General features: G+C 53.8%; 15 protein-coding genes. 5 read left to right on the top strand and 10 right to left on the bottom strand.

Annotated elements, in window-relative coordinates:
* Positions 1 to 33: 33 nt before the first annotated feature.
* Positions 34 to 585, top strand: coding sequence for an adenine phosphoribosyltransferase (locus tag RAL91_RS20760; protein ID WP_306258155.1), 552 nt, complete (start codon positions 34 to 36; stop codon positions 583 to 585).
* Positions 586 to 591: 6 nt separating this feature from the next.
* On the opposite strand, the gene RAL91_RS20755 is transcribed toward RAL91_RS20760, so the two are convergent.
* From RAL91_RS20755 to lgt, 10 genes are all read right to left on the bottom strand, one after another.
* Positions 592 to 1,227 (bottom strand): 5'-methylthioadenosine/S-adenosylhomocysteine nucleosidase, encoded by a 636-nt coding sequence (locus RAL91_RS20755; protein WP_306258154.1) that lies wholly within the window; start codon positions 1,225 to 1,227, stop codon positions 592 to 594.
* Positions 1,228 to 1,237: 10 nt separating this feature from the next.
* Positions 1,238 to 2,335: a redox-regulated ATPase YchF gene (gene ychF / locus RAL91_RS20750; protein ID WP_306258153.1), complete on the bottom strand. Its 1,098-nt coding sequence runs from the start codon at positions 2,333 to 2,335 to the stop codon at positions 1,238 to 1,240.
* A 4-nt stretch (positions 2,336 to 2,339) separates the two neighbouring features.
* Complete coding sequence (gene pth / locus RAL91_RS20745) at positions 2,340 to 3,050, bottom strand: aminoacyl-tRNA hydrolase (protein ID WP_306258152.1); 711 nt, start codon at positions 3,048 to 3,050, stop codon at positions 2,340 to 2,342.
* A gap of 26 nt (positions 3,051 to 3,076) precedes the next feature.
* On the bottom strand, positions 3,077 to 3,730 hold the full coding sequence (locus tag RAL91_RS20740; protein WP_306258151.1) for a 50S ribosomal protein L25/general stress protein Ctc: 654 nt from the start codon (positions 3,728 to 3,730) through the stop codon (positions 3,077 to 3,079).
* A 177-nt stretch (positions 3,731 to 3,907) separates the two neighbouring features.
* The gene (locus tag RAL91_RS20735; RefSeq protein WP_306258150.1) at positions 3,908 to 4,840 is read right to left on the bottom strand and encodes a ribose-phosphate pyrophosphokinase; all 933 of its coding nucleotides are present in this window, start codon (positions 4,838 to 4,840) and stop codon (positions 3,908 to 3,910) included.
* A gap of 190 nt (positions 4,841 to 5,030) precedes the next feature.
* Entirely contained in the window at positions 5,031 to 5,591 is a 561-nt protein-coding gene (locus RAL91_RS20730) for a hypothetical protein (RefSeq protein WP_306258149.1), read from the bottom strand.
* 55 nt (positions 5,592 to 5,646) lie between these two features.
* The gene (locus RAL91_RS20725) at positions 5,647 to 6,804 is read right to left on the bottom strand and encodes a Xaa-Pro peptidase family protein (protein WP_306258148.1); all 1,158 of its coding nucleotides are present in this window, start codon (positions 6,802 to 6,804) and stop codon (positions 5,647 to 5,649) included.
* 18 nt (positions 6,805 to 6,822) lie between these two features.
* Complete coding sequence (pgeF, locus tag RAL91_RS20720; protein WP_306258147.1) at positions 6,823 to 7,611, bottom strand: peptidoglycan editing factor PgeF; 789 nt, start codon at positions 7,609 to 7,611, stop codon at positions 6,823 to 6,825.
* A 31-nt stretch (positions 7,612 to 7,642) separates the two neighbouring features.
* Positions 7,643 to 8,722 (bottom strand): class I SAM-dependent methyltransferase, encoded by a 1,080-nt coding sequence (locus RAL91_RS20715; RefSeq protein ID WP_306258146.1) that lies wholly within the window; start codon positions 8,720 to 8,722, stop codon positions 7,643 to 7,645.
* A gap of 12 nt (positions 8,723 to 8,734) precedes the next feature.
* Positions 8,735 to 9,526 (bottom strand): prolipoprotein diacylglyceryl transferase, encoded by a 792-nt coding sequence (lgt, locus tag RAL91_RS20710; RefSeq protein WP_306263033.1) that lies wholly within the window; start codon positions 9,524 to 9,526, stop codon positions 8,735 to 8,737.
* Between the two features lie 159 nt (positions 9,527 to 9,685).
* On the opposite strand from lgt, the gene RAL91_RS20705 reads away from it, so the two are divergent.
* From RAL91_RS20705 to RAL91_RS20690, 4 genes are all read left to right on the top strand, one after another.
* Positions 9,686 to 9,991, top strand: a complete 306-nt coding sequence (locus RAL91_RS20705) for an accessory factor UbiK family protein (RefSeq protein WP_306258145.1) — start codon at positions 9,686 to 9,688, stop codon at positions 9,989 to 9,991.
* A gap of 168 nt (positions 9,992 to 10,159) precedes the next feature.
* Positions 10,160 to 10,660 carry a YbjN domain-containing protein gene (locus RAL91_RS20700; protein WP_306258144.1) on the top strand — a complete coding sequence of 167 codons (501 nt, stop codon included), beginning with the start codon at positions 10,160 to 10,162 and terminating at the stop codon, positions 10,658 to 10,660.
* Between the two features lie 6 nt (positions 10,661 to 10,666).
* On the top strand, positions 10,667 to 11,515 hold the full coding sequence (gene proC, locus RAL91_RS20695) for a pyrroline-5-carboxylate reductase (RefSeq protein WP_306258143.1): 849 nt from the start codon (positions 10,667 to 10,669) through the stop codon (positions 11,513 to 11,515).
* A 44-nt stretch (positions 11,516 to 11,559) separates the two neighbouring features.
* A complete protein-coding gene (locus RAL91_RS20690) occupies positions 11,560 to 11,907 on the top strand; it encodes a tRNA-binding protein (protein ID WP_306258142.1) in 348 nt (115 codons plus the stop codon).
* The last annotated feature ends 3 nt before the right edge of the window (positions 11,908 to 11,910 follow it).

Here is an 11,910-nt window from a genome sequence, read left to right as displayed (position 1 = left end):
CTGTTTACCGGCACTCTGGGGGCGCTAGTTACCATGTCTGATACTGCAACGGGTCATCCTGAATTGCTGGCCGCTATCCGGACCATTCCCGATTATCCGAAACCGGGGATTCTGTTTCGCGACATCACAACATTGTTGTCAAATGCGCGCGCGTTCCGGAAGGCCATCGATGAACTGGTACAGCCCTTTGCCGGGGAAAAAATAGAGCAGGTGGCTGGTATTGAAGCGCGCGGCTTCATTCTGGGCGGCGCAGTTGCGCATCAATTGTCCTCCGGCTTCGTGCCGATCCGCAAAAAGGGCAAGCTCCCTCATGCCACGGCCAGCATTGCCTATTCGCTGGAATACGGCATTGATGAAATGGAAATTCACAAGGATGCCGTAAAGGCCGGTGAGAAGGTCGTCCTTGTTGATGATCTGATCGCCACGGGCGGTACTGCGGAAGGGGCCATCAAGCTGCTGCAGGGACTAGGGGCCAATGTGGTTTCTGCCTGTTTCATTGTCGATTTGCCGGACCTTGGCGGTGCTGACAAAATTCGGGACCTCGGTGTTCCCGTTCAGGTTCTGGTGTCCTATCCGGGGCACTAGAGCCTTTCAGGAATTCATCACCAAATTCTCTTTCAATGTGTCGAGAACAACGGCCAGTTTTCTGTCCACATCCTGCAGATAGCGTGTCCAGTCATCATAGTGATGCAGATCTTCGCGCCCGTCTGAAATGCCGCGCAGGCCGAGCAGAGGAATGCCAAACATCTGGCAAGCTCGCAGCACGGCAAACGTTTCCATATCCACCATATCTGCATCAATGGGGTCATAAGCTGCACCGGAGATGACGCTGGCGCCGGTCGACAAGCGTGCCTCGGGCACACCCTGAATCCGTGGGTGCAATGCTATGTCGACTTCATGATCGACGAATGGCGTGACGCCCTTTTTAAACCCAAGTGGGGACGCATCCATGTCCCGGTAAGAGACGGAACTGACCTGATAGATTTCTGTTTGCTCCAAGCTGGCTGAGCCAGCGGAGCCGAGCGAGATGACAAGGTCCGGCAGTGCCTTGTCAGCCTTCAGGCCTGCCAGGGCGCGTGCGGTGTTGATGGCAGCTTCCACAGGACCAACACCGATAAAGACTGGTTCTATGCGGGCTTTCAGGGCCTCACCATATTCGGCAGGCGCTGCCATCAGAAACAGAATTTTCTTGCCAAATTCTGCTTCGGTTGACCGATGCCCAGTCATTCCAGTTGCCTCAGGTGTTGAATTTGAAGAGCATTACATCGCCATCATGGGCAACATATTCCTTGCCTTCATCGCGTGCTTTGCCAGCTTCCTTTGCAGGGTTTTCCCCACCAAGTCCAACATAATCATCATAGGCGATGGTCTGTGCCCGGATGAAGCCGCGCTCAAAATCCGTATGGATAACGCCTGCAGCCTGTGGCGCCTTGGTACCTCTGGTGATGGTCCATGCACGCGTTTCTTTCGGGCCGACCGTGAAAAAGGTAATGAGGTCGAGCAGTTGATACCCGGCCCGGATGAGGCGATCAAGACCGGGCTCTTCAAGGCCCATGCTTTCCAGATATTCTGCAGCTTCTTCTGCATCCAACTGAGCAATTTCTGCTTCGATATTGGCAGATATAACCACCGATTGAGCCCCCTCGCGCTGCGCCATTTCAGCGACAGAATCCGAGTAGGCATTGCCCTTGTCGGCGTCGTCTTCCATTACGTTGCAAACATAGAGAACCGGCTTTGATGTGAGAAGCTGCAGGCCTTTGAAGGCTTTTTCATCCTCATGGTCGACATCCAGAATTCTGGCTGGTTTGCCGTCGGTCAGCAGAGCAATGGTTGCGTCCACGAGAGGCAATAATTGTTTGGCTTCCTTGTCGTTGCCAGTGGCGCGTTTGCGCAGATTGACCACGCGTTTTTCCAAACTTTCCAGATCTGCCAGCATCAACTCGGTTTCAACGGTTTCCGCGTCTGCGACCGGGTCGATGCGTCCATCCACATGAGTGATGTCTTCGTCCTCGAAGCAACGCACAACATGGGCGATTGCATCCACTTCGCGAATGTTTGCCAGAAACTGGTTGCCCAAGCCTTCACCCTTGGACGCGCCGCGCACAAGACCGGCAATATCCACAAATGTCAGACGCGTTGCGATTATGTTGGCAGACTTCCCAGCCGCAGCCAGCTTGGCGAGCCTTGGGTCGGGAACTGCGACGTCGCCGGTGTTCGGTTCAATAGTACAAAATGGATAATTGGCAGCCTGTGCTGCCGCTGTTTTGGTCAGCGCATTGAACAGTGTGGATTTGCCAACATTAGGCAGGCCAACGATGCCGCATTTGAAACCCATCGGGTCAGTCCTTTTTGGTTTTGGGCAGGAGCGCTTTTAAAGCAGCCGCCATTGGCCCAATTGATTTTTCTTGTGGTGTTTTGGTGTCAGCCTTGTCCCGCCTGGGGGCTGGCTTTTCAGATTTAGTGTTATCGCGTGCGTTGCCAGCCCTGTTCTGCAACAGGGCAAATTTGTTCATGAAGCTGGCAGCGCCCTCGTTTAACAGGGTTGGGACAGCTTTGGCCATATCGCTTAACAGCGGTTCCAGCCACTCCCCATCGGCCTTGGCGAAATCAGATAATACGTAACGGCTTACAAGGTCTTTATGGCCCGGGTGGCCGATGCCGATGCGGACCCGCTGATAGTCTTTGCCCACATGGGCATCCATCGAGCGAATACCATTGTGGCCGCCGGAACCGCCGCCTGTCTTGACGCGGATTTTACCCGGTACAAGGTCGAGTTCATCATAAAAGACAATGATGTCTTCCACGGGAATCTTGAAGTAGCGAACGGCCTCACCGACAGATTGGCCGGACAGGTTCATAAAGGTTTGTGGTTTGAGCAGGGTGACTTTTTCGCCGTCGACTGTGCCCGTTGCCATCGAGCCCTGAAAACGATCCCGCCACGGTGTGAAACCGTGGCGGGTGTGTATTTCGTCCACTGCATGAAAGCCAATATTGTGACGGTTTCCGGAGTATTGTGCTCCAGGATTTCCCAGTCCAACGAGAAGTTTCATGGGTCGTCCGCTCGGCTTTGTTCAGTTTACTCTTCGGTGCTTTCGCCGTCTTCAGCTTCAGCTTCTGCATCTTCATCAGTTGCATCTTCTGCATCCGCATCGTCGTCCTCACTCTTGAGAGCGGCAGGTGCGGCAATTGTTGCAATGGTGAAGTCACGATCCGAAATGGTCGGAACGACGCCTTCCGGCAACTTAACAGCAGAAATGTGTATTCCATCGCCGATATCAAGGCCGGTCAGATCCGCTTCAAGGGATTCCGGTACAGCATTGCCAGGCACTTCGCATTCGACTTCGTGACGGACAATGTTGAGTACGCCGCCGCGTTCAAGACCAGGTGCCGCTTCTTCATTGATAAAGTGCACAGGAACATTGACGGTCAATGTGCTGCCTTTGCCAACGCGCAGAAAATCTATGTGGGTCACAAAGTCTTTGACAGGATCACGCTGCACATCTTTGGCAATAACCGAATGGGTTTTACCATCAACGTCAAGGTCGATCACGCGAGCCATAAAGCTACTGTCGTTTGCAGCAATAGCTGTTTCTTTGGCAGGCAGGGCAATTGAAAGGGGTGGTTTTTTGTCGCCATAAATGACGCCAGGTACAAGACCTTCACGACGCGTAGCTCGAGCAGCCCCCTTGCCAACTCGTTCCCGCGCCACCGCTTTGAGTTCATCACTCATAGGAAGCACTCCGATTTGTTTGGTGAGGACAGCAACCCTGATTTTTCGTCAAGCCACTGCCCAGATTATGCGGTCCCTCCAAGGGTGTGACCGCGTGGAGAGGCTTTTAGGCGAGAGGCTTTCGAAACGCAAGGGTTTTATAGGGAATTTGACGTGGTTGACTATCGCAGGATTGGTTCAGTCAAACAGGCTCGATACGGATTTTTCCAGGCTGGTTCTGGAGATCGCTTCACCGATCAGCGTTGAAATGGGAATCGCCCGAATGTTTGAGGCAGATTCCACGGCGCCGGTCGGCTGTATGGAGTCCGTGATGACAAGCTCTTTAAGCTTGGATGCGGTTACTCTGGCAACGGCCCCGCCGGACAGGACCCCATGGGTAATGTAGGCGCGAACCGACGTGGCACCCTGCTCCTGCAAAGCATCAGCGGCATTGCATAATGTGCCACCGGAATCCACGATGTCATCAACCAGAATGCAGTCATAGCCTTCAACATCACCAATGATGTTCATGACTTCTGATTCACCTGGGCTGTCACGACGTTTATCGACGATGGACAGGGGTGCATCAATACGTTTGGCCACTGCGCGGGCGCGGACCACGCCACCCACATCGGGGGAAACCACCATGACTTTGCCGTCAGGCATGCGGGATTTGATGTCGCGTGCAAACAGGGGGGCTGAAAACAGATTGTCCGTCGGAATATCAAAGAAGCCCTGAATCTGGCCTGCATGCAAATCCAAGGTCAGCACCCGGTCAGCGCCAGCCTCGGTAATGAGATTGGACACCAGCTTCGCTGAAATCGGCGTGCGAGCGGCATGTTTTCGATCCTGCCGGGCGTAGCCAAAATAGGGGATGACCGCAGTGATGCGCTTGGCTGAGGATCGGCGTGCCGCGTCCATCAGAATCAGCAATTCCATCAGATGATCATTAGCCGGATAACTGGTGGATTGCAGAACGAAGACGTCCTCGCCCCTGATGTTTTCCTGTATCTCGACGAATATTTCCTGATCGGCGAAGCGTCGTACGGAGCAATGCGCAAGGGGAATGTCCAAATACTCCGCCACCGACTTTGCGAGGGCGGGATTTGAATTGCCGGCGATAAGTTTCATTGGGAACAGTCCTGAGGCATGGCCAAGATCGCGTATGGTGCTGCTTCTAACAAGCTGCGGCGCTTGGTGTAAAGCTGGTAGAGCATGTTTTGTTCATGCAAATTCATTTGATCAACAAAACACACTGTGTAGCGGCCTTTCATTTGATCTTACCGGTTCACCCGGGTCAATTTGCTCAGAATTGGGTCTGTTATTGGAAGGGAACAATATCCCGCTTGTCCACTTTGGCCGCGCCCAGCTCTGTATTGAGCCATGCGATGATCGCCTCCATTGACTGCACAGCCAGCAAATCCAGCGATTCTGAACCAATGCTGTTCCAGTTTGCGGTGGCATTGGTTGCCAGAATCTGTCCACTGACGCGGTGAGGGGAGGAGCCATTGTTGGCGTTTATATCCCAGATGTAGACGATGACGGTTCCCAGGGAATTTGAAGCCAAAGACAGATAGCCTCTCACCAGATGGCTTTGCGTGGCATCGCCATTGGGTACCAGAAACATGTTACGCCGAAACGCCGAGCGCCGCAGTGATTCAGACAGGCGGTTTTCCACATTATTTGGAATGCCCTCAATTGGCGCAAAACCAAGCCGTGCCAAAGAGGCCGGACCGGAGGCGCGAATTTTTGGAGCCGCATCAATAGGCGCTATCTCTTCAGAGGTGACAGTGGGCGCATAAACCTCACCCTGTGCCTCTGTTTCCGCCTTCTGTAGATTTTCCTCAATCGTGCCAAGGCATGCGCTGAGGAAAACGCACATAATAAAAATCAGGCAGATGCGACATGACACAAACAATACATTCATGGAATGTGCTCTAGCCCTTCACCGCTACAAGTTCAATTGGCAAACGTGACAATGGTTCGGGCACAGTGTCTGTGGTCAGATACGTGCGCCCCAGTGTCATTGCAGTCTCAGTTTCGCTGTCCATAATGATGATATGAAGGAAGAGACTCATATTCTTGCGGATCACAAACGGATTTTTACGATAGAACATGGGCGTGTCTATCCAGGAGGGTGCGAAACGCGCGCCCAGTGAATAGCCACAGGCGTTTATGCGATGCGGATGCAGCCCTCGTTCGTCGAGAACGCTGGCATGAGCTTCGAACACATCGCCAAAGGTCTTGCCTGGCACCATCTGTTCTTCACAGGCCTTCAAGGCGATTACAGCCGCGTCAAACAGCTCAACGTGTCGGGGCGTGGGCTCGCCCACAACCACTGTTCGCATCAGCGCGCTGTGATAATTCTTTGATACGCCTGCAAATTCAAGTGTTACCTGATCCTGTTCTTCCAAGGTGCGGCGGCCCGACTTGGTCCGGCACAGCAATGCATCCTTGCCGGAGCCCACGATAAATCCATTGCCAGGATAACTGCCGCCGGCTGCTAATACCGAGCCTTGCATGGCGGCTAGAATATCGGCGTCATTGGCGCCGGGCTTGATGATCGCAAGGCCTGCGTCAAAGGCATTGTCAGCCATTTCCGCAGCTTCCCTGATATAGACTATTTCGGCGAAGCTTTTCTGCACACGCAAGGCTGGAATGAGGGTCGATGCATCTTTGAGATTGCCGAAGCTTTTCAGCTTGTCGTCCACCTGACGGCCATAATAGGCGGTCAGTCCCGCAGTGTCGTATTCCACACCGATGTTTTCGCCAAGCATATCCAGATTGTCCATCAGATCACGCAGCTGATTGACCGGCCCGGCTTCACCCCAATCCATCCAGACATGGATGTCTTCAATGGTGGATGTGTGTCGGGCCTGGCGCAGATCCGGCATGCGGGTCAGCAAAGACATGTCGCCATTGGAGCGAACGATCAGGCATTGGAAAAAGCAGAAGCCGAAAGAGTCAAATCCGGTTAGCCAATACATGCTTTCCTGAGAAAACAGCAGCATTGCGTCCAAATTATTCTCTTCCATGACGGCAAGCAAACGCTCGCGTCGATGATCATATTCCTCGCGGGAAAAATGCAGGGTCATGAGCTTTCTCGCATTTGATCAGGTGATTGAAATTGCAGCTAGTTGGCGGCCATAATCTGGCTCTTGTCGGTGTGTGGTGCGGCGATAGCTGAAAAACGCCGTTTCCTCAAGGTAGGTACATTGACCGGTCCATTCCGCCTTGGCAAGTCCGCAGGCATTTAATCTGTCAACAATGTAGGACGGCAGACCAAATTGAAAGTGCCCTTCCTTGGCCCCTTCGGCGAAGTAGACTGAATTCCTGGCGTCATGCTGAAGGAATGTCTCGCGGAATTCTGCGCCAACCTCATAGGACTTCTGCGAAATGGTAGGCCCGAGAACCGCACTGATGCGATCACGCTTTGCACCAAGAGCCTCCATTTGTGCAATCGTACTTTCCAATACGCCGCCAATGGCCCCTTTCCAGCCGGAATGAGCCGCTCCCACGACACGGTTGTCCGCATCGGCAAACAGGACCGGACCGCAATCTGCTGAGCCGACCGCCAGAACAATATCGGGCGTTGTCGTTGCCAAGGCGTCGCATTGTTCTGATTCCCCATTTGGCCAAGGGCCTGTGACAACCAGACATTTGGGGCTGTGAATCTGGTAGGGTGTAATCAGTGGTCGGTCTGCTCCAACGAGCGTTTGTGTCAGCACCTGTCGATTGTGCAGGACATGGGCCTGCAGATCATCTGACCCGACGCCGCAGTTCAGATTGTCATAAATTCCTTTTGAGATGCCGCCCTGACGGCCGAAGAAGCCGTGCAGGATTCCACCGCCTTCAAGGGCTGGGTGAGTCGTGAACGGGGCAGGGACAAAGGTTTTTATCATTGGCACAGGTGACCGGATTGATGGGGTAAAATCAAGATGATTTCTGGAAGCCGGGCATCGGATCATCGAAACTTGCCGCTGCCAGAACCTTGAAGAGGGTCCCCATTTCGTCCGGGGATACGAGACGGGTCACAGCCTGCTGAAGGCCGGTTTGCATCTCCTGCGATTGACCTGAGCCCAATTGCCCGGCCCTTTCCAGAAGTCCCAGATTCAGCAAAAAGTCCATCTGGCTGACCGGTTCGGACACGTGGATATCCATTGATTTGAAGCATTTTTCCAAGGATGTGAAATCAACAAGGGCGGTCAGGTCGGCCTCCCCCGGTTGATCCAGCGGGTCCACCATTTGGTGATTTGTAAGGGCCTGGAAGGTTGCGCCGGTTTTAGGCTGGACATAGCCATAATCGATCAGGAGAGCGGCGCCGCCATTTGCTTTGATCCCGGCAGCGATATTCTTGGCAACATCACAGCGCTCCGGGGATAGTTCAAACACGGTCCCGGTGGGGATTGCATCGATTTGGCCCTGGCTGATTTGCAGTTTGGTCGGAAGATCAGCGAAACCAAGCTTGCCCTCCTGCGATGCAGTAATGTGGCGTTCTGCGATGCCCTTTTCCGTTTTTACGAGAATATGAACTGGCAGAGCGTCAAAGAATTCATTGGCAATCAACAAAGTCGGAAGATCGCTGTCGGGCAAGGTGCCATGCCAACGAACCGGGCAGGGGACCTTTGACAGTTTTTCTTGCTGGGCGGCTATAAGTGTGGGGCTCATGTCCACCATGTCGATTTCCAGACCACGCATAAGATCAGGTTCCAGAGCCAGGCTGCGCAGACAATCGGCCATCAAGGTGCCGCGCCCAGGCCCCAACTCTGCCAAACGTGTTCGCGATGGGCGGCCCAGAGCTTGCCAAGCGGCGACAAGCCAGGCACCAACGAGTTCGCCGAACATCTGGCTGACTTCCGGAGCCGTGGTGAAATCGCCCCCATGACCGAACGGATCGCGGGTCATGTAGTAGCCGGAAACGGGGTCCCCCAGACACAGATTCATGTAACGTGACAGGGGCATGGGCCCGGTCAGTGCAATATCTTCCAGGATGCGGGTCTTCAGATCAGCCATTATGGCCCCGGTTTAAAGGGTTCTCTTGCGGGACCCAATGATGCCCCAAAGCCCGAGCGCGATCATTGGCAGGGAAAGCAGCATGCCCATGGTGAGCCATCCGCTGAGAAAGCCGATATGCGCGTCCGGCTCGCGAAAAAACTCTACGATGAACCGTGACAGGCCATAGCCAGCCGTAAAAGTGCCAGCAATCAGACCCGGCTTCTTGAAGGCACCAAACAGATGCGCCAGACCCCACAACACGGCAAACAGGATTATCCCCTCCAACGCGGCTTCATATAATTGGCTGGGGTGGCGTGGTTCTGGGCCGGCACTGGGGAACACCATCGCCCATGGTGCAGATGAGGGACGGCCCCAGAGTTCCGCATTGATGAAATTTGCCAGACGGCCAAAGAACAGGCCAAATGGCGTGCAGATGGCGCAAATATCAAGCAAGGACCAAAGACGTACACCCCGACTGCGCGCAAACAGAATGATCGCCAGAATTGAGCCAATGAAGCCGCCATGGAAGGACATTCCGCCCTGCCACAGTTTCAGCGCCTCCAATGGATTGTTGAGATAGACGTCGAAATTATAAAATAGCACATAGCCGATGCGACCACCCAGAATGACGCCAAGCGTCATCCAAAGCAGGAAGTCATCAACGGCTTGGCGGGACATGGCTGGCTGGGCCGGGGCCCACAAATGTTCGTTTGAAACCAGACGGCGCGCGTACCACCAGCCAATAAGGATGCCGGCAATATAGCCAAGGGCATACCAGCGAATGGCAAGCGGGCCGAACTCAATCAACACCGGATCTATCATCGGGAAGGGCAAAACGAATGTGGACACAAATCAACCAAATCTATTGCGAATGTCATTGCTTCTAATCTGACGTTTGCATCCTGTCAGGTGTTTTGTCGCTGAACCTTGAGATTAGACGCAGAAAGACGCATATAAGCTGCACAACAAGGGATTTTTATTATGGCACGAAATTCAGGTCGTCTACTCGATGAGATCGCAAAACTGGCAACTGATGCCGCTGGTGTTGCCCAGGGCGTGCGCCGGGAAGCTGAAACAGCGGTGAAAAGTCAGTTGGAACGATTGCTGTCGGATATGGATCTGGTGCAACGGGAAGAGTTTGAGGCCGTACGGGATATGGCTGCAATGGCACGCGATGAAAATGATACATTGCGGGCCGATTTGCAGGCATTGCGCGACGAAATCGGCAGTCTGAAAGCTGCCAAACGCACAACCAGCCGTAAACCTGCGGCCAAAAAACCAACCTGACAAACGGCCTTTGCCCGAGCCGCAAAACGGGCGGAGTGTTATCCCGATTCGTCCACAGGAAACGCTCTGCCAGCGTATAAATAGTATCGTCACATACTTGCCACACTATATAGTGGGCTAAGGGTTGATTCTAACCCTTACGTAACGAGGCAGCAGCGGGAGTTTCCCATGAGTATGCTCGACGTCGAATTTGAGCGTGATGCAAACCCTGTCGATTTCATAGAGCAATTAGCTGGTCTGAATGATTGGGTATTTGAGCGCTCGGGTGAAGACGAAATAACCATTACCGTGGTTGGCAGCTGGTGCGACTATCATGTCTCTTTTTCATGGATGGAAGAGGTGGAGGCATTGCATCTGGCCTGTGCCTTTGATGCCAAGGTTACTGACAAACATCGCGGAGAAATTATTCGTCTGCTTGCTCTGGTGAATGAGCAGCTCTGGATGGGCCATTTTGATTTATGGGCCGAAGAAGGCGTGGTGATGTTTCGTCAGTCTCTGCTGTTGTCAGGCGGTGTGGAGCCAACACATCAGCAGCTGGAAGCGCTTTTGTCCGGGTCCGTTGAAGCGTGCGAACGTTACTACCAAGCGTTTCAGTTTATTCTCTGGGCCGGAAAATCAGCACCGGACGCCTTGGCTGGTACCTTGTTTGAAACCATCGGCGAGGCCTGATCCGCTATGAGCGTTGGCATAGACAAAGAACGACCACTCGTGCTTGTTGGCGCAGGCAAGATGGGCGGTGCGATGTTGCAGGGCTGGCTGTCCAAGGGATTGGCCGAAGGCGCTGTGCATGTGATCGACCCCGGCCTCAACGACAGCCAACGGGCAGAGTTGCAGGCTCAGGGTGTTGTCGTTCATGACAGTGCAGATGATGTGCCGACGCCGGGTCTGCTGATACTGGCAGTCAAACCCCAGATGATGGAAAAAGTGCTGCCGGGCCTGGCAGGTTTTTCTGACCGCTCAGATGCGACTGGCATGATTGTACTGTCGGTGGTCGCAGGCATTACGATTGCAACTTTAAGCAAAACATTCGGCGATGAGGCTCTGGTTATCCGGTCCATGCCGAACACACCTGCTTTGGTAGGACGTGGCGTGACGGGGTTGTTTCCATCCCAGGAGATGACACCACCGCAGAAGGAATTCATCGCCGAATTGCTGGCAGCGATTGGCAAGGCCGTGTGGGTCGACAGCGAAGAAGCCATCAATGCTGTGACAGCCGTATCGGGAAGTGGTCCTGCCTATGTGTTCCATCTGGTGGAAGCCATGGCACAGGCGGGCGTGGCGCTGGGCTTACCGGAAGATGTGGCAATGATACTGGCTCGCGAAACTGTTTCAGGGGCGGGCGAATTGCTCAATCAGTCTCCCGATACCGCCGAGACGCTCCGTGTGAATGTGACGTCGCCGAACGGCACCACTGCTGCCGGACTGGAAGTGTTGATGGCGTCAGACGGTCTGCCTCCATTGATAGAAAAAACAGTTCGGGCCGCGCATAAGCGTGCAATTGAGTTGGGCAAGGTGATCGACTGAACCCGATTTTCAGTTCACCGCACATCGAAAACGGACGACAGACAATGCAGCGAAAAAATGAGATCACTTTCGATGATTTCCTGAAAGTCGACATTCGCATCGGCACTATTCTGGAAGCGGAGCCTTACCCAGAGGCGCGCAAACCTTCCATCAAGATGAAGATAGATTTTGGTGATGCCATTGGCATCAAGAAATCATCGGCTCAGATTACAGTTCACTACACACCAGAAATGCTTGTCGGGCGTAAGGTAATGGCGGTGGTCAATTTCCCGCCGCGCCAGATCGGCAAATTCATGTCTGAAGTTCTGACATTGGGCTTTGAAGATGAGGCAGGGGCTGTTGTTCTGGCCGCCATTGATCAGGACGTTCCCAATGGCCAGCCTTTGATGTGAGGG

Origin of the sequence: Pararhizobium sp. IMCC21322 (assembly GCF_030758295.1) — a bacterium.
Classification (GTDB): Bacteria; Pseudomonadota; Alphaproteobacteria; order Rhizobiales.
This window is presented reverse-complemented; position numbering and strand designations above follow the sequence as displayed.

What these genes read in the sequence shown, in the direction of transcription:
- RAL91_RS20760 (WP_306258155.1), top strand. Translation starts at nt 34, where the DNA reads ATGTCTGATACTGCAACGGGTCATCCTGAATTGCTGGCCGCTATCCGG.
- RAL91_RS20755 (WP_306258154.1), bottom strand. Translation starts at nt 1,227, where the DNA reads ATGACTGGGCATCGGTCAACCGAAGCAGAATTTGGCAAGAAAATTCTG.
- ychF (WP_306258153.1), bottom strand. Translation starts at nt 2,335, where the DNA reads ATGGGTTTCAAATGCGGCATCGTTGGCCTGCCTAATGTTGGCAAATCC.
- pth (WP_306258152.1), bottom strand. Translation starts at nt 3,050, where the DNA reads ATGAAACTTCTCGTTGGACTGGGAAATCCTGGAGCACAATACTCCGGA.
- RAL91_RS20740 (WP_306258151.1), bottom strand. Translation starts at nt 3,730, where the DNA reads ATGAGTGATGAACTCAAAGCGGTGGCGCGGGAACGAGTTGGCAAGGGG.
- RAL91_RS20735 (WP_306258150.1), bottom strand. Translation starts at nt 4,840, where the DNA reads ATGAAACTTATCGCCGGCAATTCAAATCCCGCCCTCGCAAAGTCGGTG.
- RAL91_RS20730 (WP_306258149.1), bottom strand. Translation starts at nt 5,591, where the DNA reads ATGTGCGTTTTCCTCAGCGCATGCCTTGGCACGATTGAGGAAAATCTA.
- RAL91_RS20725 (WP_306258148.1), bottom strand. Translation starts at nt 6,804, where the DNA reads ATGACCCTGCATTTTTCCCGCGAGGAATATGATCATCGACGCGAGCGT.
- pgeF (WP_306258147.1), bottom strand. Translation starts at nt 7,611, where the DNA reads ATGATAAAAACCTTTGTCCCTGCCCCGTTCACGACTCACCCAGCCCTT.
- RAL91_RS20715 (WP_306258146.1), bottom strand. Translation starts at nt 8,722, where the DNA reads ATGGCTGATCTGAAGACCCGCATCCTGGAAGATATTGCACTGACCGGG.
- lgt (WP_306263033.1), bottom strand. Translation starts at nt 9,526, where the DNA reads ATGATAGATCCGGTGTTGATTGAGTTCGGCCCGCTTGCCATTCGCTGG.
- RAL91_RS20705 (WP_306258145.1), top strand. Translation starts at nt 9,686, where the DNA reads ATGGCACGAAATTCAGGTCGTCTACTCGATGAGATCGCAAAACTGGCA.
- RAL91_RS20700 (WP_306258144.1), top strand. Translation starts at nt 10,160, where the DNA reads ATGAGTATGCTCGACGTCGAATTTGAGCGTGATGCAAACCCTGTCGAT.
- proC (WP_306258143.1), top strand. Translation starts at nt 10,667, where the DNA reads ATGAGCGTTGGCATAGACAAAGAACGACCACTCGTGCTTGTTGGCGCA.
- RAL91_RS20690 (WP_306258142.1), top strand. Translation starts at nt 11,560, where the DNA reads ATGCAGCGAAAAAATGAGATCACTTTCGATGATTTCCTGAAAGTCGAC.